At 62.2% G+C, this 18644-nt stretch carries 25 protein-coding genes and 1 pseudogene; 11 read left to right on the forward strand and 15 right to left on the reverse strand.

The window, feature by feature from the left end; translation table 11 throughout:
- Nucleotides 1-48: 48 nt before the first annotated feature.
- The 3 genes from GDR53_RS07485 (at nt 49) to GDR53_RS07495 (ending at nt 2024) form a co-directional block, all read left to right on the forward strand.
- Nucleotides 49-540, forward strand: coding sequence for a chemotaxis protein CheW (locus tag GDR53_RS07485; RefSeq protein ID WP_193337437.1), 492 nt, complete (start codon nt 49-51; stop codon nt 538-540).
- Nucleotides 541-667: 127 nt separating this feature from the next.
- Nucleotides 668-1273 (forward strand): molybdopterin-dependent oxidoreductase, encoded by a 606-nt coding sequence (locus GDR53_RS07490; protein ID WP_193337438.1) that lies wholly within the window; start codon nt 668-670, stop codon nt 1271-1273.
- Nucleotides 1266-2024: an FAD-binding oxidoreductase gene (locus GDR53_RS07495; protein ID WP_232846755.1), complete on the forward strand. Its 759-nt coding sequence runs from the start codon at nt 1266-1268 to the stop codon at nt 2022-2024. Before GDR53_RS07490 ends, GDR53_RS07495 begins: the two co-directional genes overlap by 8 nt.
- A 65-nt stretch (nt 2025-2089) precedes the next feature.
- On the opposite strand, the gene GDR53_RS07500 is transcribed toward GDR53_RS07495, so the two are convergent.
- The 11 genes and pseudogenes from GDR53_RS07500 to GDR53_RS07545 form a co-directional block, all read right to left on the reverse strand.
- Entirely contained in the window at nt 2090-2725 is a 636-nt protein-coding gene (locus GDR53_RS07500) for a peroxiredoxin (protein WP_193337440.1), read from the reverse strand.
- A gap of 167 nt (nt 2726-2892) precedes the next feature.
- Complete coding sequence (locus GDR53_RS07505) at nt 2893-3399, reverse strand: CreA family protein (RefSeq protein ID WP_193337441.1); 507 nt, start codon at nt 3397-3399, stop codon at nt 2893-2895.
- A 58-nt stretch (nt 3400-3457) separates the two neighbouring features.
- Entirely contained in the window at nt 3458-4258 is an 801-nt protein-coding gene (locus GDR53_RS07510) for an amino acid ABC transporter permease (RefSeq protein ID WP_193337442.1), read from the reverse strand.
- A 64-nt stretch (nt 4259-4322) separates the two neighbouring features.
- Complete coding sequence (locus tag GDR53_RS07515; RefSeq protein ID WP_193337443.1) at nt 4323-5123, reverse strand: substrate-binding periplasmic protein; 801 nt, start codon at nt 5121-5123, stop codon at nt 4323-4325.
- 64 nt (nt 5124-5187) lie between these two features.
- Nucleotides 5188-5388 (reverse strand): YegP family protein, encoded by a 201-nt coding sequence (locus tag GDR53_RS19740; RefSeq protein WP_232846798.1) that lies wholly within the window; start codon nt 5386-5388, stop codon nt 5188-5190.
- A gap of 60 nt (nt 5389-5448) precedes the next feature.
- Nucleotides 5449-5556: pseudogene (locus tag GDR53_RS19920) on the reverse strand (YegP family protein); the annotation flags it as partial.
- 53 nt (nt 5557-5609) lie between these two features.
- On the reverse strand, nt 5610-5930 hold the full coding sequence (locus tag GDR53_RS07525) for a SelT/SelW/SelH family protein (protein WP_193337445.1): 321 nt from the start codon (nt 5928-5930) through the stop codon (nt 5610-5612).
- Between the two features lie 4 nt (nt 5931-5934).
- On the reverse strand, nt 5935-6399 hold the full coding sequence (locus GDR53_RS07530) for a glutathione peroxidase (protein ID WP_193337446.1): 465 nt from the start codon (nt 6397-6399) through the stop codon (nt 5935-5937).
- 77 nt (nt 6400-6476) lie between these two features.
- Nucleotides 6477-6686, reverse strand: coding sequence for a hypothetical protein (locus GDR53_RS07535; protein WP_193337447.1), 210 nt, complete (start codon nt 6684-6686; stop codon nt 6477-6479).
- A gap of 65 nt (nt 6687-6751) precedes the next feature.
- Nucleotides 6752-6961, reverse strand: coding sequence for a cold-shock protein (locus GDR53_RS07540; RefSeq protein WP_193337448.1), 210 nt, complete (start codon nt 6959-6961; stop codon nt 6752-6754).
- Between the two features lie 462 nt (nt 6962-7423).
- Nucleotides 7424-8065 carry a hypothetical protein gene (locus GDR53_RS07545; protein WP_193337449.1) on the reverse strand — a complete coding sequence of 214 codons (642 nt, stop codon included), beginning with the start codon at nt 8063-8065 and terminating at the stop codon, nt 7424-7426.
- Between the two features lie 125 nt (nt 8066-8190).
- Here GDR53_RS07545 and GDR53_RS07550 point away from each other — a divergent pair, with 125 nt between their 5' ends.
- Both GDR53_RS07550 and GDR53_RS07555 read left to right on the forward strand, forming a co-directional pair.
- Nucleotides 8191-8655, forward strand: a complete 465-nt coding sequence (locus GDR53_RS07550; RefSeq protein ID WP_193337450.1) for an SIR2 family protein — start codon at nt 8191-8193, stop codon at nt 8653-8655.
- Nucleotides 8656-8696: 41 nt separating this feature from the next.
- On the forward strand, nt 8697-9701 hold the full coding sequence (locus GDR53_RS07555) for a hypothetical protein (protein WP_193337451.1): 1005 nt from the start codon (nt 8697-8699) through the stop codon (nt 9699-9701).
- A gap of 200 nt (nt 9702-9901) precedes the next feature.
- Here the strand turns inward: GDR53_RS07555 and lepA are convergent, their stop codons facing one another.
- Nucleotides 9902-11707, reverse strand: a complete 1806-nt coding sequence (gene lepA, locus GDR53_RS07560; RefSeq protein ID WP_193337452.1) for a translation elongation factor 4 — start codon at nt 11705-11707, stop codon at nt 9902-9904.
- A gap of 99 nt (nt 11708-11806) precedes the next feature.
- Between lepA and GDR53_RS07565 the strand changes: the two genes are divergently transcribed.
- On the forward strand, nt 11807-12811 hold the full coding sequence (locus tag GDR53_RS07565) for an extensin-like domain-containing protein (RefSeq protein ID WP_193337453.1): 1005 nt from the start codon (nt 11807-11809) through the stop codon (nt 12809-12811).
- A 33-nt stretch (nt 12812-12844) separates the two neighbouring features.
- Here the strand turns inward: GDR53_RS07565 and GDR53_RS07570 are convergent, their stop codons facing one another.
- Nucleotides 12845-13357, reverse strand: a complete 513-nt coding sequence (locus GDR53_RS07570; protein ID WP_193337454.1) for a hypothetical protein — start codon at nt 13355-13357, stop codon at nt 12845-12847.
- A gap of 53 nt (nt 13358-13410) precedes the next feature.
- The gene (locus tag GDR53_RS07575; RefSeq protein ID WP_193337455.1) at nt 13411-13557 is read right to left on the reverse strand and encodes a hypothetical protein; all 147 of its coding nucleotides are present in this window, start codon (nt 13555-13557) and stop codon (nt 13411-13413) included.
- 104 nt (nt 13558-13661) lie between these two features.
- On the opposite strand from GDR53_RS07575, the gene GDR53_RS07580 reads away from it, so the two are divergent.
- The 4 genes from GDR53_RS07580 to GDR53_RS07595 all read left to right on the forward strand — a co-directional run bounded on the left by GDR53_RS07580 (nt 13662) and on the right by GDR53_RS07595 (nt 16775).
- Nucleotides 13662-14573 carry a LysR substrate-binding domain-containing protein gene (locus tag GDR53_RS07580; protein WP_193337456.1) on the forward strand — a complete coding sequence of 304 codons (912 nt, stop codon included), beginning with the start codon at nt 13662-13664 and terminating at the stop codon, nt 14571-14573.
- Between the two features lie 3 nt (nt 14574-14576).
- Nucleotides 14577-15518: an HNH endonuclease gene (locus tag GDR53_RS07585; RefSeq protein WP_193337457.1), complete on the forward strand. Its 942-nt coding sequence runs from the start codon at nt 14577-14579 to the stop codon at nt 15516-15518.
- A 48-nt stretch (nt 15519-15566) separates the two neighbouring features.
- A complete protein-coding gene (locus tag GDR53_RS07590) occupies nt 15567-15857 on the forward strand; it encodes a hypothetical protein (RefSeq protein ID WP_193337458.1) in 291 nt (96 codons plus the stop codon).
- 270 nt (nt 15858-16127) lie between these two features.
- Nucleotides 16128-16775 carry a hypothetical protein gene (locus tag GDR53_RS07595; protein ID WP_193337459.1) on the forward strand — a complete coding sequence of 216 codons (648 nt, stop codon included), beginning with the start codon at nt 16128-16130 and terminating at the stop codon, nt 16773-16775.
- Between the two features lie 96 nt (nt 16776-16871).
- On the opposite strand, the gene GDR53_RS07600 is transcribed toward GDR53_RS07595, so the two are convergent.
- A protein-coding gene (locus GDR53_RS07600; RefSeq protein WP_193334513.1) for an IS3 family transposase occupies nt 16872-18061 on the reverse strand; the annotation gives its coding sequence in 2 pieces (ribosomal slippage) (nt 16872-17803 and nt 17803-18061; 1191 coding nt in all).
- Between the two features lie 254 nt (nt 18062-18315).
- On the opposite strand from GDR53_RS07600, the gene GDR53_RS07605 reads away from it, so the two are divergent.
- Nucleotides 18316-18603 carry a hypothetical protein gene (locus GDR53_RS07605; RefSeq protein ID WP_193337460.1) on the forward strand — a complete coding sequence of 96 codons (288 nt, stop codon included), beginning with the start codon at nt 18316-18318 and terminating at the stop codon, nt 18601-18603.
- Nucleotides 18604-18644: the final 41 nt, after the last annotated feature.

Raw genomic sequence — 18644 nt, forward strand, 5'->3', positions numbered from 1 at the left:
CATAGGGCAAGACAGGCGCCCGGGGCAGCCATACGAGCGGAGTTTTTGATGAGTACAGCACTCGAATTTGAACCGTCGGGCAGCGCACAGGACAGTGTGCTGGTGCCACCGACCAACCAGTTCGTCACCTTTTCGGCTGGCGATCGCGGCTATGGTGTCGACATCATGGCGGTACGCGAGATCCGCAGCTGGTCGCCGACAACCGAACTGCCGGACGGCTCCTATTCGGCCTGCGGCGTGCTCGATATCCGCGGCACCGTGGTTGAAGTACACGACCTTTCGGCGATGCTGGGCGGCCAGCGGCTGAACGCGGCTCCGGGCCATGTGGTGCTGGTGGTTTCGCTGGGCGAGACCACGGTGGGCATCCTGGTGGACTCGGTGTCCGACATCATCTTCGCCAAGGACGACGAATTCCGCGACGCCCCGGCCTCGGGCGGCGACCCCAGCAGCGCCAAGGTATCGCGCCTGGTGCGCCAGGAAGACCGGCTGATCGCCATTCTCAACCTGCCAGCGCTGTTTCCCTTCGTGAGCATGCACTAGACGCTGATAAGTGAGGGGCCCTTGGGCCCCTTTTTCCTGCAGTGCTGGCAGACCAATAGCCGGCTTGCCGGCTGCAATCTGCCTGCGCATAGTGTCGGCCTGAGCGGCACGAGGCAGGAGCGGGAACGTGGTGACACGCGGATTTACGGGGCGGCCGAGAGAGCCTGAGCAGCGCGAGCGCATTCCGCCCGGCCAGCATCTGGTTGATTATTTTCCGGTATTGTCGGCCGGTCCGACGCCCCGCATTACGCCTGAGGACTGGCGCTTCACCCTCAAGGTGGGTCCACGCCCGATCAAGAGCTGGAGCTGGGCGGAATTCAACGCCCTGCCCATGACCAAAATGGTGCGCGACATCCACTGTGTCACCACCTGGTCAAAACTGGACACGCAATGGGAAGGCGTGCTGATCGACGACATCTTGGCCGATGCCTATGTCGAACCGCCCACCCCGTTCACCCTGGCGCATAGCGTGGACGGCTATGCCACCAATGTTCCCACAGCCGACCTGACCCTGGGCAAGGCCATGGTGGCGCTGAAATATGCTGGCCAGCCACTTGAGCGCGACCATGGCGGGCCGGCCCGGCTATTGGTGCCGCATCTCTATTTCTGGAAATCGGCCAAATGGGTCAATGGCCTGCAATTCACCGAGCGAGACGAAGCCGGGTTCTGGGAACTGCGCGGCTATCATATCTATGGCGATCCGTGGCGCGAGCAGCGCTATAGCGGTGACTGAGACCCATCCGCAGCAAGCCGGGGAAGCGGCGGTTTGGCAGGCTGCCAGGCTGGTGCAGATCACCCCGCTGACGCCGCGCATCAAGAGCTTTGTGCTGGAACTGCCGCAGCCCTTTGTCTTTCGTGCCGGCCAGCATGTCGACCTGCGGCTGAGCGCGCCGGATGGCTATCAGGCGATGCGCGGCTATTCGATTGCCTCGGCGCCCAGCGCCGATGGCCGGATCGAGCTGGCGATCGAGCGCATGGAGAGCGGCGAAGTCTCGCCATTTTTCCACGAGGTGGCCGCAGTCGGCGACGATATCGAATTGCGCGGGCCGCTGGGCGGGCATTTCGTCTGGGGGCCCGAGGATGGCGGGCCGCTGCTGCTGATCGGGGGCGGCTCGGGCGTGGCGCCGCTGATGGCCATGCTGCGGCAGCGGCGCGACAGCAAAGTGCCTGTGCCGACGGTGCTGCTGCTGGCCAGCCGCACGCTGGAGGATGTTCTCTACCGCGAAGAACTGCTGGCAATGGAAGCCGCGGCGCCCGGCTTTGCCCTGCGACTGGCGCTATCGCGCGGGGCAGCGGCGCGCGGCGTGGATTATGCGCGGCGGCTGGATGTTGCCATGCTCAACGACGTGCTCAACCTGCTGCCAGAAGCGCCGCGCCACGTGTTCATCTGTGGCGCCAATGGGTTCGTCAATGCGGCGGCCGATGCGGCGCTGGAAGCGGGGCTGGATGCCGCCGTGGTGCGGACCGAACGCTATGGCGGCTGAGGCAAAAAGAAGGGCGGCAACTGCTGTTGCCGCCCCGGAAAGTCAGGGAGAAAACGTCTCTCGGCTCAGCCGCGAGGCTGGGGCACAATGCGCAGATAGGGCTTGAGTTCCTTCCAGCCCTCGGGGAATTTCGCCTTGGCCGCCTCGTTGCTGACCGAGCCGGCAATGATGACATCGTCGCCATTTTCCCAGTTCACCGGGGTGGCGACCTGATGCTTGGCAGTCAGCTGCAGGCTGTCGATGACGCGCAGGACTTCATTGAAGTTGCGGCCCGTGGACGCCGGATATTCGATCTTGAGCTTGACCTTCTTGTCGGGCCCGATGACGAAGACCGAGCGCACGGTCAGGGTGTTGTCGGCATTGGGGTGGATCATGTCATAGGCGCGGGCCACCGAGCCATCGGTATCGGCGAGCAGCGGGAAATTGAGCGCGGTGCCCTGGGTTTCCTCAATGTCCTTGGCCCAGCCGGCGTGATCCTCGAGCTTGTCGACGCTGAGGCCGAGCACCTTGACGCCGCGCTTGTCGAATTCGGGCTTGAGCTTGGCGGTATAGCCCAGCTCGGTCGTGCAGACGGGGGTGAAATTCTTGGGGTGGCTGAACAGCACGGCCCAGGAGCCTTCGATATAGTCGTAGAAGTGGATCGGGCCCTCGCTGGAATCAGCGGTGAAATCGGGGGCGGTGTCGCCAATCAAAATCGACATGGTGCTCTTCCTTCCGGGGCCCGGAGGCCCGCTATTCGTCTTCAAGATATCGCATTGGGCGGGCCCGATTGAAGCGCCGCCAGGCGGAATGTTTTTGTGTTGTGGCGGGCGCAGGCGCCATGATGTTCCAAGCTTGAGGCTTGGGGCAGCATGGGCCTCGGCAGGACCTATTGCGCGGCGGTGCGGGCGGGGGCGCCGTTGCTCCAGACAACCTGCTCGGTATCGAGCGGGACGACCGACAGGCTCATCTTGCCGCTGCCCTGCTGGATCTCGCGGGCATGGGCCAGATAGATCAGGGAATTGTTGGCGGCGTCATAGATGCGGCTGACGCGCAGCGACTTCCAGATCAGCGAGCGCCCTTCCTTGAAGATCTCCTCGCCGCCCGAGCGGGTGGCGATGTCGCCAATGGTGATGGGTCCGGTAACCGAGCAATCGAGCGCCGAATAGGAGGGGTCCTCGAACCAGTTGCCCTGCTGCAGCCGATCGATGAAGGAGCGGTTGAAATAGGCCAGGTGGCAGACCACGCCATCGACTTCCGGATCGGCCAGGGCATCGATGGCAATGTCATTGCCGGTCCAGTCGACGCCGACGCTGCCGACCTCGCGGCTGTCACCACAGGCGGCAAGCGTGACGGCAAAGATGGCGGCAAGGGCCAAGGCGGCAAGACGGTTCATGGAGCGCTCCCCAGGGTTAGATGCCACAGATGGCCCGCGCCTGCGGATGGCGCAAGGGTCAGCGATGATTTTCGCGCAGATGGCGCTCGAGCAGGCGCACCAGCAGCGAGAGCGAGATGGTCAGGGTCAGGTAGAGCAAAGCCACGACATTGTAGGTTTCGAAAAACAGGAAGGTGCCCGAGGAATAGACCTTGCCCAGCTGGGTGATGTCCTGGACGCCCAGAGCCGAGACCAGGGCGCTGTCCTTGATCATGGAGACGAAGTCATTGGCCAAGGGCGGCAGGATGGTGCGCAGGGCCTGGGGGGCGACGACGAGGCGGAAGCATTTGAAGCGGCTGAGGCCGAGCGAACGCGCCGCCTCGAGCTGGCCGCGATCGACCGATTCGATGCCGGCGCGGAAGATCTCGGCGATGAAGGCGGAGTAGCAGACGGTCAGCGCGACAATGGCGCGCCAAGCGAAATCGAACTGGCGGATGGTGATGACGGTGTCAAAAGGCTGCAGCAGCCAGTTGAGGCCGGAGACCATGGCCGGGGCGCCGACAAAGGCGACGTAGAACAGAAAGACCAGCACGGGAATGCCGCGGATGATCTCGACATAAAAGGTGGCCAGCTCGCGCAAGATGCGGTTGTCGGAGGTGCGGGCCAAAGCGACCAGCAGGCCCAGAGTGGTGGCGGCGGCAAAGGCAACGCCGGTGACCCAGAGCGTGGTGCCCAGCCCGCCCGAGACGGCGGCAAAGATCTGGGCATAGCCGGCATCGGTGGCAATGAACCAGTAGCCGAGCGTGAACAGCAGCAGAATGGCCAGCAGCCACCAGGGGATGCGGGCGAAAAGCGTGGGCTTGCGGGGGATATAGGTCATGCCGGCCGTGGGTTGGAGAACCCTCCCCGGCGGGGAGGGTTGCAGAGTGGATCGGACGGCAGGCCTAATGCGCCGAGTTGTATTCGTAGAACCATTTCTGCTGCAGCGCTTCCATGGTGCCATCGGCCTTGATCTGGGCCAAAGCGGCATTGACCGGGGCGACCAGGTCGGAGCCGGGGGCGAAGATGAAGCCGAAATCCTCGGTGCCCAGAGGCGTGCCGACGACTTTGAAGGCACCCGGATTGGCGCCGATATAGCCATTGGCCGAGGTCTGGTCCATTAGCACGGTATCGACGTCATTGGCCTGCAGGGCCTGCACCGACGCCCCAAAGGTGTCGAACAGCTTGATGCGCGGATTGGCCTCGTCGCCATCGAGCACATTGTAGACCGCGACGTAGAAATTGGTGGTGCCGGCCTGGGCGCCGATCAGCAGGGTCGGATCGGTGGCAAAGCTGGCAGCATCGGTGAAGCGGGTTTCATCGGCGCGCACCAGCATGAGCTGCTGGCTGGTGAGATAGGAGTCGGAAAAGTCGATCTGCGCCTTGCGCTCGTCATTGATGGTGATGCCATCCATGCCGACATCGAACTGGCCGTCGCGCACGGCCTGAATCATCACGTCCCAGCTGGCGAGCTCCCAGGTGACCTTGGCATTGAGGCGCTTGGCGATCTCGTTGAAGAGGTCGTATTCGAAGCCGATGCCCTCGCCGGTGGCCGGATCGGCGAAGTTGAGCGGCACATAGGCGTTTTCGGTGACGGCGGTGATTTCCTGGCCGGCCAGATCGGGGAGATCCTGTGCCGAAGCGGCCGAGAGGCCGAGAATGAGCGTGGCGGCGGCGGCCAGCAGGGTGGTGCGAAGCGATGACATGGCAATCTCCCAAGCGTTGTTTGGCCGGACACTAGACCAGCGGCCGGGGAAAAGAAAACGGGCTTTATGCGTCGTCGACAATCTGGGCGTCGGGGCCGTTCTTCTTGACCGATTCAATGGCTTTGATGGCGCTGGCCCGGGCCTTGTAGGTTTCCGAGCGGACCATGGTTTCGCCATTGGAGGCGACAAAGCGCACGAAGAACTGGCCATCCTTGGAGCCGGCGATCTCGAAACGGTAGCCGCTGCCGGTTTCGTCCTTGGTCAGATCGACCGTGGCGGCGCCAGGGGCGTTTTTCTTCAGCGATTCAATGGCCGATTTGGCGCTGGCCTTGGCCTTGTAGTTTTCCGACCAGACGATGGATTCGGCATTATAGACAAAGGCGAACTTGAACTGCTCATTGGCAGCGGCAGTGATCCTGAAAACATGCGCCATGACGCTGGCCTCCTCTTCTGATGCGGCCGATAGGGACCGCTTGCCCGCCAAGACTAGCCAGCCTGCGGCGGATTGGAAGGGGGATGTTTGGGCCCATCGATATGGCCGAGCGAGCGCTCCGGATCGATGCGGTCGCGCACCAGTTGCTTGAGCGCCTTCACATCGGGGAAGCCGCCGTCGCGCTTGCGCTCCCAGACGAGGTCACCATCGAGGCTGATCTCGAAGATGCCGCCGGTGCCGGGGACGAGGGTCACGGCGCCGATTTCGAGGCTGAAGGTGGAGAGCACCTCTTGCGCCATCCAGGCCGAGCGCAGCAGCCAGTTGCACTGGGTGCAGTAGGTGATGGTCAGGACCGGACGGGCGGGCGCGGTCATGGCGTCAGAGCCGGCTTTCGATGGCCGGCACCAGCGCCTCGGGCACGGTATCGGGGGCCATGCGCTGCACGACATTGCCGGAACGATCGACGAGGAACTTGGCAAAGTTCCACTCGATGGCGCCGGGATGGGCGGCTTTGAGCCAGGTATAGAGCGGGCTTTCGCCGGGGCCGTTGACCTCTGTCTTGGCGAAGAGGGGAAAGCTCACTTCATAGGTGAGGGCGCAGAAGGCAGCGATGTCTTGGGCGCTGCCCGGCTCCTGGCCGGCAAACTGGTTGCAGGGGAAGCCGAGAATGACCAGGCCCCTGGAACCATAGGTCTGGTAGAGCGCCTCGAGCCCCTCATATTGCGGGGTGAGGCCGCATTTGCTGGCGGTATTGACGATGAGCACCAGCTGGCCGGCAAAAGCGGCGAGCGGCTGGGGCGTGCCATCGAGCAAAGGCAGGGTGAAATCGGACAAGGTGGTCATGGCGACCAGCTTAGCCGGGAAATGGCGCCGCGGTGACAGCTAATTTGTCACGGCGGCATTATTTCTGGCGCCAGAAATCAGGCTTGTGCAATGGCCTCGGCGGGCACGCGCAGATCGGCTTCGCTGACGATGCGCTGATAGGCTTCGAGCGAGGACTGGACCTTGTATTGCACCATATGGCCCTCATAGGGCAGCAAGGCGACGATGGTGCAGGCAGCGGCCTTGCGGGCGCTGGAGCCGTGCAGGGGAAGCATTTCGAGCGTCTGGCCGACGGCGTATTTGTGCATGCGATAGGCTCCGGAGGCAAAATTGCGGGCCGCACAGCTTAACGCCGGCGGCCCGCAAAAGGATGCTAGAGGGCAGTCAGATTGGTGGCGCTGGCGCGGCCATCGCGGCCCTTTTCGACTTCAAACGAGACCTTCTGGCCTTCGTTCAGGCTGGACATGCCAGCGCGCTCGACGGCAGAGATGTGAACAAAGGTGTCTTCCCCGCCTTCGTCAGGCTGGATGAAACCAAAGCCCTTGGTGGCGTTGAAGAACTTGACGGTGCCGTTGATGGCCATGAGCGTGATCCGAACTTGCGCCCGATCCACAGGGAACGGGCATTTCCCCATGGCAACATGCGCATGAGGGCAGAAACGTTGACAAAGTTTCGGGGGATCACCAGCGCCCGGCACGGCCGGAACGCTTGGGCAAGCCATCAAAGGCTGAAAACGTGAAGGGTTCATTAGCACTCTGGGGGGGCAAGGGCAAGGAAAGCCGGTGGGTGCATGCCGGCGCGCCGGACGGCGCGGACGCCTCCGGGGATGGATGGATGGGCGAGCCCCGAGGCGGCTGCCGCCTCTGGTATGGATAGTAGTGAGACGGAAGCCGCCTCGGGGCGCCGGTTTTTGGAACTGTTCGGCGGCACGGGATCGCTCGTCCTCGCACGGCCGTCTCGGAACCTGTGGGAGAGGCAAAGCCCCCACCCGGCTCACTCCACCACTGTTCGCCTGCAGGCCGCCGTGTGGAGCGATGGCCCCATTTTAGCCGAGGCTGCGCAGCCGGGGATAAGTTTGCGCAGGATCCGAAACAACCGCGGTCGGGTCGGCGGGCGCGCCGGCCCTTGCGGCGCGGCCGGCCTCGAAACCCTGCTCATAGGCGCCCCGCTCGCGCCGCTCGATGCGCACCGCCAGCTTGCCGCGCAGGTCATCGAAATCGGTGCGCTGGAAGGTGAGCGCCGCGGCGGGCGGCTTGAGGCGCAGAATCGGCCGATAGCCGCGATACAGACGCCAGATGCGGCAGTTGAAGCGCTCGTCCCAGCTGGTGTGGCGGCTCTCCCAATCCTCAAGCGCGGCCAAAGCCTGGCCCAGCTGCACCGCCAGCCCGGCCAGATCCATGGCGGCAACCGGCAGGCGCTCCCGGCGCTGGCGGATGAAGGGCGCACAATCGCTGAGCAGGCCTTCGGCGACGATGCGCGCGGCATCGGAGGTTGGCGCATTCGGCTTTTTGGCGCCCAGGGCCACGGTGTCCTTATGCAGGGCGGCAAGGCTCAGCCACAGCGCCTCATGGCGCTCGGCCAGGGCGGTGGTGGTGTAGCCGGGTTCGGGACCCGGCGCAGCCTGCGGTGCAGGCTGGCCTTGAGGGGATTTTTCCCCGAAAGGCGGCTTTGTGGTGTGGTTGTGCATGAAAACTGCTCTCGTGCGCGATGCTGGAGAGGAGAGGGTAAGGCGGGGTGGAGGGGGTGGGGATAAAGTTATGGGCTTGCCCCACCTCGAGACTTGTGGCGGTGTTCTCCGCGGGGGATCGGGAAATGCGTTTTGTTGCAGCAGGGCCTTCTATACCCAACGAGTTATTGGACCTTCGGAACAATGGCGAAGTGGTTTTCTTTTGCGGAGCGGGAGTATCAAAGCCGGCTGGTTTGCCGGGTTTTTTTGAGCTGACTAAGCAGCTTATGGCGGGCCTAGGTGTAGCGGATGACGCTCAGGCGATGAAGCTAATGGCCGCATCCCTGGCTGCCGACGACCCAACGTTGGCGCCTCCGCTTGACCAAGTGTTTTCCTCGCTTCAGCGCGACTATACTGATCAGCACATCCACGCCGCTGTGACGAAACTTCTCCAAACGCCGCTCACAGTGTCGTCGAAGTTCCACGAAACCGTACTTAAGCTGTCAAGGAGTGCCACAGACGAGCCCTTCGTGGTCACGACAAATTTCGATCTAATCTTTGAACGCGCTAAGAAGAGAATTCCGTACTGGAGCTATGGGACGACGCCTTAGCGGCGATAGTGGCAGGAGGTACTCAGGCCACAGAAAGCGGAATGGGCGAGACTACCGTCGGGGGCGTTGTCGTGACGGAGTCAAGAAAGACTATAGACCACGCCATCAACGCGCCAGTGGGACATCTGGTGGAATGTCTGTTTGATATGTTGCCGACCAAGAAACGCTGGACCAAGGGCGAGGGTCTTCCGGCGGCGTTCACTGGACGCTTGTTAAGAACCCTGTCGGCACCAGGCGAGGGAAGCGATCATGCTGCGGCGCTGGCTGGTTCGCGGCTTGACTGGCTCTATTATTGCGATCCCAAGGGTATCGGCAACGAACTAGTTCGTAGAGCGCAACCAGGGGAGCCTCTATTCGAAGCCCTATGGAATGGAATTATTTCCGCCGGCGCTCTACCGCAATCTGCGGAGCTTTTCAGTCGACTAAAGGGCGCCTTCCTTAGCCTTTTCTCCAACACCGATTTCGTCGGTTCATCAAGCGTCCGTCAGACCATGGGAGAACTTTTGACAGTCGGCGCGTACTGGTTTCGAAAGGACCGGGCCTATGTTTCTCCCAGCGAGGCTAGAACCGCGCTACAGAAAGCATCCCCGGCAACCAGGCAATCAGCACTCTGGATGCTCAGCACTATTGTGGGAAAATATAAAGCCTGGCGATCCTTCGGAAAGCTTTTCCTGACCGAGATTTGGCCGAAAGAAGCAATGTACCGCAGCAGCGAGATCACGAACACTATGCTGCAAGTCGCAGAGGCCGATCATCGCAATTTTCCGGACATTGTCGCGACCATATTGCCGTACCTGACACCAGTCGACCACCCAGACCTCTTTATTTATAGGGAGATGCGTCAGCCGGATGACGCCGATGGTAAATCTCTGGTGCAACGCTGGCCTCTGGAAGTATTGAGTCTTGCTAACGCAGTGGTGCCAGACAATCTTAGAGCCGCTCCGTACAAAATGGGCGAGTTCCTTGATGACATAGCTATGGCCGACCCGACAGCCCGAGACACGCGCGCATGGCAAAGACTCAATGCGCTACTGAACCGCTCCTAATCTTCTCGATTCAAGTCGCGCCCCTAGCTTGATTTGCCCTACGCTACGGGTCGAATGACGTCTTGGGGCCAGGTGGGAGTGTTGCTGGAGAGACGCGTACGGCGCCATCGTACCGGGTGCCCGCTGCCTTTGGCAGCGACCCGGCGAATAGGCTGCCGTCGCCCCACTGGGGCGCCGGCTTGGCGCGAAGCGCCAACCGCCTATTCATCCCCCATTTTCAGCGCCTTGATAAACGCCTCTTGCGGGATTTCCACGTTCCCATACTGGCGCATGCGGGCTTTGCCCTTTTTCTGCTTTTCGAGCAGCTTGCGCTTGCGCGTGGCGTCGCCGCCATAGCACTTGGCCGTCACGTCCTTGCGCATGGCGCGGACGGTTTCGCGGGCGATGATCTTGCCGCCAATGGCCGCCTGGATGGGAATGACGAACAGATGCGGCGGGATCAGCTCCTTGAGCTTTTCGCACATCAGGCGGCCGCGGCCCTCGGCCACGGTGCGGTGCACCAGCATGGAGAGCGCGTCGACCGGCTCGGCATTGACCAGAACGGTCAGCTTGACCAGGTCGCCGACGCGATAATCGGCCAGGGAATAGTCAAAGCTGGCATAGCCCTTCGAGATACTCTTGAGCCGATCATAGAAATCGAACACCACCTCGTTGAGCGGCAGTTCGTATTCGACCATGGCGCGATTGCCGACATAGCTCAGGTTCTTCTGGATGCCGCGGCGATCCTGGCAGAGCTTGAGAATGGAGCCGAGATATTCGTCCGGCGTCAGGATGGTGGCCTTGATCCAGGGCTCGCGGATCTCTTCGATCTTCATCGTATCGGGCAGATCGGCCGGATTGTGCAGATGCATCGAGGTGCCATCGGTGAGCGCGATCTCGTAGACCACCGACGGAGCCGTGGCGATGAGATCGAGATCGAACTCGCGGCTCAGGCGCTCCTGGATGATTTCAAGATGCAGCAGGCCCAAAAAGCCGCAGCGGAAGCCGAAGCCCAAGGCAGCGCTGGTTTCCATCTCGTAGGAGAAGCTGGCATCGTTGAGGCGCAGCTTGCCCATGGCGGCGCGCAGCTCGTCAAAGTCACTGGCATCGACGGGGAAGAGGCCGCAGAACACGACGGGCTGGGCCGGGCGAAAGTCCGGCAAAGCATGGGCGGTGGGCTTCTTGTCGTCGGTAATGGTGTCGCCGACATTGGTATCGGCCACTTCCTTGATCGAGGCAGTGAAAAAGCCGAGCTCGCCCGGGCCGAGCACGGGCATTTCGACCAGCTTGGGCGTGAAGACGCCGACGCGATCGAGCTCATAGCTGGCATTGGCCGCCATCATGCGGATTTTTTGCCCTTTTTTGACGGTGCCATCGATGACGCGGATGAGGACGACGACGCCGAGATAGGAGTCATACCAGCTATCGACCAGCAGCGCCTTGAGCGGAGCATCCACATCGCCCTTGGGGGGCGGCAGGCGATGGACAATCGCCTCGAGCACGGTGTCGATGCCGAGGCCCGTCTTGGCGGAGATTTCGAGCGCCTCGCTGGCGTCAATGCCGATGACGTCCTCGATCTGCTGCTTGACGCGCGGAATGTCGGCGGCGGGCAGATCGACCTTGTTGAGGACCGGGACGATTTCGTGATTGGCGTCGAGCGCGTGATAGACATTGGCCAGGGTCTGCGCCTCGACGCCCTGGGAGGCGTCGACGACGAGGAGGCTCCCCTCGACGGCGGCCATGGAGCGGGAGACCTCATAGGCGAAATCGACATGGCCGGGCGTGTCGATCAGGTTGAGGATATAGGTCTCCCCGTTCAGCGCCTTATAGGTCAGCCGGACGGTCTGCGCCTTGATGGTGATGCCGCGCTCGCGCTCGATATCCATGGAATCGAGGACCTGCGCCTTCATCTCGCGCAGATCGAGCCCTCCCGTGGACTGGATCAGCCGATCGGCCAGGGTGGATTTGCCATGGTCGATATGGGCGACGATGGAGAAATTGCGGATGTGGGAAAGCGGCGTTGTCATGGCAGCGCTGATAGCAGATGGAAGGGGGCGCGCAAAGATGGTTTCCGCCGCGTTAACCGCTCAGCGGCAACGAAGCGGGGATTGGCGCGTTGGCGTTGCATGATCAGCCATCACAATGCCGTTGCCCTTGCCACCGCCATCGCCTGTTCCCTCGGATTTTCGGCGGCGAGCCTCGCCCAGGCACATGCGCAGGACTGGCTCAAACCGCTGCAGCGCCTGGCCGAGGATATCGTCGCGCCGATCCAGGAGCGCGACACGGCCCGGCCGAGCGGGCCGGTGCGGCCGACGCCGCCGGTGGTGGCGCGGCCCAGCGTGGCGCCCGTAGCCCCGCCGGTACCGCTGGCGCGGCCGGAATTTGAGGGGGATGATGTGGCGGTGGACGATGCGGCGCCGGCGGCCGAGCCGGTGGAGACGGAGCCAGTGACGCCGGACGCGGAAGAGCCAGTGGTGGAGGACGCGGCGCCGGTTGAACCCGTTGAGCCCGTTGAGCCGGTGGAAGAGCCAGCCAAGCCGGTGGCACCCGTTGCCGAGGCCGCGCCGGCGCGGGTGTATCAGAGTGCCTGTCCGGCGCTGATCCAGGGGCAGGTGGAGGGGCGTTATCTGGCGCCAATCGAAGACGGACAATGCGGCAATCAATCGCCGCTGGAAATTACCGCCGTCTTGAGCCGGGGGCGGATGGTGCCGCTATCGGAGCCGGTGACGACTGACTGCGGCATGGCCAGCGCCCTGCCCGGCTGGGTGGCGCAGGTGGATGGCTATGCCCAATCCATGCTGGACAGTCCGCTGGCGCAGATCAATACCGGACCGGGCTATATGTGCCGCAACCGCAATGGCGCCGAGGGCGGGTTTCTGAGCGAGCACGGCTTTGCCAATGCGCTCGATGTCAGCGGCTTTACGCTGGAAGACGGACGCACCGTGGCGGTCAAGAACAACTGGCTGCCGGGCAACCTGCCCGAGGGGCGCATGCTGCGGCTGGCGCATGACGCGGCCTGCGGCAGTTTCACCACGGTGCTCGGCCCCGAGGCCAACAAGGACCACGAGGACCACCTGCATCTCGACCTGGGCTGCCATGGCAGCAGCTGCACGGCGCTGCTCTGCGAATAGCGGATGGGGCGCCTGGCCCCATCCTGAGCGGGCCTATTGGGCGGGCGGCACCGGCGTGGTGTTGAGCGTGCCTTCGCCGGCGGGCGGCACGGCGGGCTGTGCAGCCGCCTGGGCCGCAGCCTCGGCATAGATGGCGGTGACGGCCTCGACGCTGGCCAGGTCCGCACTGCCGGCGGCGCAATCGGGGGCGGTCTTTTCGACATCGGCGCGCACTTCGGCATAGGCCTCGGCGGCAGCGGCGGCATCAAGGCCGGTGGCGGTTTCGAGGCGGGTGCGATCGGCGGCCATGCCGGCCACAACGTCAGGCGTGACCGTGACCGCGCAGATGTCGATCACCGCCAGGGTGGCGTAAAAACCGGTCATCATGTCGGTCCGGGCCGAGGCCACGGCCAGCGGTTCGGTGGGGTTGATCTCGATATCGGTGGGTGCCGGTGCGGCGGCGGCGGGCGCTGCCGGGGCAGCGGGCGCGGCCGGCACGATTTCCTGGGCCAGAACGGGAGTAAACCCGAGGGCGAGGACGGAGAACACGGCAAGGGTACGGAGCATGGCAGGATCTTTCAAGAACGACATTGCCGCTCATCAACCTGCCGAATGTGGCCTCAGGACGACGATGGGCCGGATTGGGGGTGATGCGGGGGCAGATCGGCCCAGTCGCGCAGCGACAGGTGATCGACATTGCGGACAAAGCGGGTGGTGGGGCTGGTGCGGGCGACGAGCCGGCGCATCAATTGTGACAGACTAGACATTTTGTGACCTCCTTGGGGTCGTGTGGTTGGCAATGCTGGTTATATGGCCCCGCTGCCGGCCGGCGACAATGGACAAGGTCGCCACGCCGGTATAGAAAAACTATATGGAAAACCCCTTCCCCATTCCGCTCAATGCGCTGCGGGCCATCGAGATCGTCGCGCGGCGCGGCGCGCTGGCCTCGGCGGCCGAGGAACTGGGCGTGACCATTGGCGCGGTGAGCCAGCATCTGCGACGGGCCGAAGCGCGGCTGGGGCTGGAGCTGTTCGAGCGCACGCCGAGTGGCCTCGTGCCCCTGCCCGCGCTCAAGGCGGCGCTGCCGCAGCTGACCGCCGGCTTTACCGGGCTGGCCGATGGACTGGCCAGTCTCAAAGGCAGCGACGAAAACGTGCTCAACCTGACGGTGGGGAGCGTCTTTGCCTCGCGCTGGCTGATCTGGCGCATCACCAAGTTCAGCCAGGCCCATCCCGATATCGAGCTGCGGCTCAATGTATCGGCCACTATGGTCGATCTCAGCCGGCCGGACGTCGATTGCGGCATCCGCTTCGGGCATGGCAAATGGCCGGGGGTGACGGCCGAGCTGATCGGCGGCACCGCCTATCAGCCGGTCTGCGCGCCGCCGGTGGCCGCACGGCTGCGGACCCTCAGCGACCTCGCCCATGTGCCGGTGATCCAGGACGAAACCACCATGCTGAGCTGGGACGCCTGGCGGGCCGAAGTGGGGCTCGACCCCGCCATCAAGCTGAGTGGCCCGATCTATTCGGATGCGTCGCTGGCCTTCGACGCGGCGATTTCCGAACAGGGCGTGCTGATGGCCGCCGACATGATGAGCGCCGATACGGTGAGCGACGGGCGGCTGGTGCGGCCGTTCAAGCGGCCGGTGGAGGGGCCGCAGGGCTATTTCCTGGTGGTGGCCAAGGGACGGCGGGAAAGCCGCAAGCTACGGGCGCTGCGCAGCTGGCTGGCTGTGGAAGTGCCGGCCAGCGTCGATGGGTATTTGAAGCAGGGGCGGAGATGAGGCATGAAGGCGGTATTTACGACCAAAATCGAACCGACCTTTGAGGACCTTCCCGAGGTCCGATATCATTTTCAGGCCACTTACCTACGACAAGTCGAGGCGGCAGTAGGCGATTGGATTATCTACTACGAGCCGCGACGGTCTACCGGCGAACTCAACAGCTCCGGCGGTCGACTGTGCTATTTCGCCACTGCCCGCGTTACCGGGATCGTCGCCCATCCTGCAATCGATGGGCACTTCTATGCGCTCATGTCTGACTATCTGCCGTTCGATCACCCTGTGTCGTTCCGCCGGGGAGGTGACTATTACGAGGCAGGTCTACGCAAGTCCGACGGCACTACGAACAAGGGGGCGTTCGGACGTGCCGTTCGAAACATTGCTGATGCCGAATATGACCTCATTCTCCAATCTGGCTACGCTCATATTTTGGGTCGGGCACCTAGAGCGCGCCTGGAACCCGATGTTTTCGAAGATCCGCTTCCCCAACTGGCGGGTTTTGAAGAGCTGTCCCAAACGCAGTTTGAACCCTTCAGCGTAGAACGTGCGATCATCACTCAAATCACCCAGCGCCCCTTCCGCGACCGAGCGTTCTCGGCCGCGGTGAAATCGGCCTATGTCGACACTTGCGCCATCACTGGGATGAAAATCATCAATGGTGGTGGGCGCTCCGAAGTCCAGGCGGCCCACATTCGATCCGTGGCGGACAGTGGTCCGGATAGCGTGCGGAACGGCTTAGCCTTGTCTGGGACCGTACATTGGATGTTCGACCGCGGACTGCTGGCAGTTGATGATGATTACTCGATCTTGGTCGCCCAAGATCGTGTTCCGGACACTGTGAGGCGGCTTATCCGGCCCGAAGGCACCATAATCCTACCCACCAGGACGGATGAGCGCCCACACCAACAGTTCCTGAAGTATCATCGGGACTACAGGTTCAAAGGGTGACCTCTGTTCGGGATAGCCAGCGGGCTCCTGCTCGCGCTAAGGAAAACCATGGCAGATAGTTATCGGGCATGGCTGCGCGGCGCGCTCAAATGGCAGGACATTGCGGTCATCGATCTGCGCGACGAGGACGGCACCGGCAAGAAGCTGCAAAGCTGCGGGCTGAAAACGCTGGGCGAGATCGACAAGATCGAGGGCCCCAAGCTGCTCGAAATCGAGGGCATGGGCATCGGCGTGATCAAGCGCGTGCGCGCCATCATCAAGAAATGCAAGGCGACCGAGCGGCGGCGGCGGCCGACAAGTGTGAGCTATGTCCGGACGGAGCGGGAGTTTCCGGAGTAGGGGGTTAGAACTCCTCGGATTGTCCGAGCTTCGACAGAATTGATCTGCTTGGGGATAATACGGCAAGCCCTAACTAATTTCGCACTCGCTGGGTCAACGAGCGGTGCCTCGTGGACCCTCGGTCAATTTGGTGAAGTCGATAGAGCTAATACAGCCCGGTGCCGCCAGAATATTAGCCGCAAAGCATAGATCAGCGATGTGTACCAATAGAGATGTTAATAGCGTCGCGGCGTAATAGCGCTGGCCATGCGAGGATGATAAGTTTGAAGGATGGACGAACTAAGAGCTCGGATTCAGTTACTCATCGCTGAACGCAATGAACTAGCCGCGATTTGTGTGCGAGAGCACCGCGAATTTGTGGATCACGAGTTGGAGCGCTTGGCGCTGCTGGATGCTTCAATCAACTCAGCGTTGAATGCGCTGAAGTTTCTGGCGCCACCGGAGCCACAGCCCTCCCAGGTACCAGTCCAAATCAACCCCGATTATCGGCTGGTGGCGAAGGCCTATTACGACGCAAACCGAGATGGATATAAGTTCGTCTCGCAACTGGTCGGCGACTATGGCCGCTGGTTAGTGACGACTATTGCAGCAGCAGAATTTGGCGGCATGGTCTTGATCGGTAACTTGGAAGGCATCCCGTGGAGCTCCAAAGAGCCGGCACTTTGGTCTCTAGTTGTAGGCATCGTCCTGATCTTTTCATGCGGCCTAGTCACCTATTTCAACTGGAGCGCGCTGGCCGAGCTTTATGACAAGCGGAACAATGTGAATATGCTCGTCAACCCTGATGCATTTCCTAGGGATGACCCGAAGCTGGGGGGCAGGATCAAATTCACCTACGTTTCGGCAATCGTTCTGGGTGCCCTCTCGGTGCTGAGCATTCCTGTCGCGGCAGGCATACTGAGTTGGCTCACCCCCTAACGCAGCCGCCTGGCACAGCATGAAACTAATAATCCATCGTAGGTCTGCACGTGCAGCTGCCTACCAAAGTTTTGGTGGTGACGTTGCCCCCAACTTCTATCCAGCGTGAAGTAGACTCGGGCGGTTAGTTTGGTCGATCTGGCCGGGGTGAGCGACGGGGGCTGGCGCGGAGCTGGTCATTGAGCGGAGCGGCAGATCCCGTCGCGGGTTGAAGGTGTCGGCGTATTCGGCAGGCGTCATCCAACCCAGCCGCGAGTGCGGCCGGTGCAGATTGTAATCGGCGCGCCAAGACGCCACGGTGGCCCGGACGTGAGCAAGCGATGGGAACAGGGTCTCGTTGAGCAGTTCGTCCCGCAGCCGGCCGTTAAAGCTCTCGATGAAGGCATTCTGGATCGGCTTGCCAGGGGCAATGTAGTGCCAGTCGATCCCCATCCGGTCAGCGAAGCCCAGGATGGCATTGGACGTGAACTCAGTCCCATTGTCGCTGACGATCATCTTGGGGCGTCCTCGAGTAGCCATCAGCGTCTCCAGCTCTCTGGCAACGCGCAGACCAGACAGCGAGGTGTCGGCAACCAAGGTCAGGCATTCGCGTGTGCAGTCATCGACCACTGTCAGCACCCGGAAGCGCCGACCGTCGGTCATCTGGTCGGAGACGAAGTCCAGGGACCAGCGTTCGTTGGGCGCCATTGGGATCAGCATCGGCGCCCTGGTGCCCATGGCACGCTTGCGGCCGCCTCGACGGCGCACCATCAGCTTCTCCTCGCGATAGATCCGGAACAGGCGCTTGTGATTGACCTGATACCCTTCCCGCCGCAGCAGGACGTGCAGCCGCCGATAGCCAAACCGTCGCCGCTCATGGGCAATGGCCTTCATCCGGTCGCGCAGCACGATGTCATCGGTTCGCAGCGCCTGGTAGCGCATCGTCATCCGGCAACATCCCAATACTCGGCACGCCCGCCGCTCGCTCATCCCATAGGCAGTCTGGAGATGGGCGACAGCATCCCGCTCGGCGGCGGGCGCTACCATTTTTTTCCAAGAAGATCTTTCAGCGCGGCATTATCGAGCATGCTGTCGGCCAGCAGCTTCTTGAGCCGGGCGTTCTCGTCCTCAAGCGCCTTCAGTCGTCGGGCCTCGCTGACGTCCATGCCGCCATACTTGGCCTTCCATTTGTAGATGCTGGCATTGCTGACGCCATGCTTGCGGCACAGGTCGGCAACTGGAACGCCGGCCTCCTGCTCCTTCAAGATCGCAATGATCTGCTCTTCGGTGAACCTGGTTCGCTTCATCTCTGGTCCTTCTGATGGGGCCAGAGCCTACTTCAAACTGGATTAGGCGCAGGGGGCAACGTCAGTGGGTTGCTGGGCGCAACGGCCTTGTCTACCTTGCTCGTGACTTCAACTCGATGGCGCTAAATGATACGCAAAAAATCCACCCTCAAACACATCGAGATAATCTGGCCACACCTTTCGTGACGGTCGATAAAGAAGCCTTGCCAGTCACTGTGGATGTGTCAGGCTTCGCTGTATTCTAGGAGTATGGCATGACGAAGCAACTCGGAGTTCGTGAGCAGGAGATCATGGAATTTCTTCACGAGCGAGTTTTTGATCCGGTGCTTGCCTCTGCAACGGCGCCGAGCGGGTTAAAAAGCGGTATCCGCCTTACGATAATGAGGATGAGTGAGCGAAATGCTGCCGGAATGATACAATATTTTTGGTCGGCAGTTATCGGGACTGAGCGTAGCGTGGGCTTCGCCGGGCAAATGCGTGCTGCTGGCTTTGACCGCTTTGAAGAGGCAATCGACGACTTCAGGGTTCGCTTTCCAGCATAAGACTTCGTCGAACAGGCATTTAGCACGATGATTGTTGGCCG

The organism is Devosia beringensis, assembly GCF_014926585.1.
Lineage (GTDB): Bacteria > Pseudomonadota > Alphaproteobacteria > Rhizobiales > Devosiaceae > Devosia > Devosia beringensis.

What these genes read in the sequence shown, in the direction of transcription:
- GDR53_RS07485 (WP_193337437.1), top strand. Translation starts at nt 49, where the DNA reads ATGAGTACAGCACTCGAATTTGAACCGTCGGGCAGCGCACAGGACAGT.
- GDR53_RS07500 (WP_193337440.1), bottom strand. Translation starts at nt 2,725, where the DNA reads ATGTCGATTTTGATTGGCGACACCGCCCCCGATTTCACCGCTGATTCC.
- GDR53_RS07505 (WP_193337441.1), bottom strand. Translation starts at nt 3,399, where the DNA reads ATGAACCGTCTTGCCGCCTTGGCCCTTGCCGCCATCTTTGCCGTCACG.
- GDR53_RS07510 (WP_193337442.1), bottom strand. Translation starts at nt 4,258, where the DNA reads ATGACCTATATCCCCCGCAAGCCCACGCTTTTCGCCCGCATCCCCTGG.
- GDR53_RS07515 (WP_193337443.1), bottom strand. Translation starts at nt 5,123, where the DNA reads ATGTCATCGCTTCGCACCACCCTGCTGGCCGCCGCCGCCACGCTCATT.
- GDR53_RS07525 (WP_193337445.1), bottom strand. Translation starts at nt 5,930, where the DNA reads ATGACCGCGCCCGCCCGTCCGGTCCTGACCATCACCTACTGCACCCAG.
- GDR53_RS07530 (WP_193337446.1), bottom strand. Translation starts at nt 6,399, where the DNA reads ATGACCACCTTGTCCGATTTCACCCTGCCTTTGCTCGATGGCACGCCC.
- GDR53_RS07535 (WP_193337447.1), bottom strand. Translation starts at nt 6,686, where the DNA reads ATGCACAAATACGCCGTCGGCCAGACGCTCGAAATGCTTCCCCTGCAC.
- GDR53_RS07540 (WP_193337448.1), bottom strand. Translation starts at nt 6,961, where the DNA reads ATGGCCATCAACGGCACCGTCAAGTTCTTCAACGCCACCAAGGGCTTT.
- GDR53_RS07545 (WP_193337449.1), bottom strand. Translation starts at nt 8,065, where the DNA reads ATGCACAACCACACCACAAAGCCGCCTTTCGGGGAAAAATCCCCTCAA.
- GDR53_RS07550 (WP_193337450.1), top strand. Translation starts at nt 8,191, where the DNA reads ATGCGTTTTGTTGCAGCAGGGCCTTCTATACCCAACGAGTTATTGGAC.
- GDR53_RS07555 (WP_193337451.1), top strand. Translation starts at nt 8,697, where the DNA reads ATGGGCGAGACTACCGTCGGGGGCGTTGTCGTGACGGAGTCAAGAAAG.
- lepA (WP_193337452.1), bottom strand. Translation starts at nt 11,707, where the DNA reads ATGACAACGCCGCTTTCCCACATCCGCAATTTCTCCATCGTCGCCCAT.
- GDR53_RS07565 (WP_193337453.1), top strand. Translation starts at nt 11,807, where the DNA reads ATGATCAGCCATCACAATGCCGTTGCCCTTGCCACCGCCATCGCCTGT.
- GDR53_RS07570 (WP_193337454.1), bottom strand. Translation starts at nt 13,357, where the DNA reads ATGCTCCGTACCCTTGCCGTGTTCTCCGTCCTCGCCCTCGGGTTTACT.
- GDR53_RS07575 (WP_193337455.1), bottom strand. Translation starts at nt 13,557, where the DNA reads ATGTCTAGTCTGTCACAATTGATGCGCCGGCTCGTCGCCCGCACCAGC.
- GDR53_RS07580 (WP_193337456.1), top strand. Translation starts at nt 13,662, where the DNA reads ATGGAAAACCCCTTCCCCATTCCGCTCAATGCGCTGCGGGCCATCGAG.
- GDR53_RS07585 (WP_193337457.1), top strand. Translation starts at nt 14,577, where the DNA reads ATGAAGGCGGTATTTACGACCAAAATCGAACCGACCTTTGAGGACCTT.
- GDR53_RS07590 (WP_193337458.1), top strand. Translation starts at nt 15,567, where the DNA reads ATGGCAGATAGTTATCGGGCATGGCTGCGCGGCGCGCTCAAATGGCAG.
- GDR53_RS07595 (WP_193337459.1), top strand. Translation starts at nt 16,128, where the DNA reads ATGGACGAACTAAGAGCTCGGATTCAGTTACTCATCGCTGAACGCAAT.
- GDR53_RS07605 (WP_193337460.1), top strand. Translation starts at nt 18,316, where the DNA reads ATGACGAAGCAACTCGGAGTTCGTGAGCAGGAGATCATGGAATTTCTT.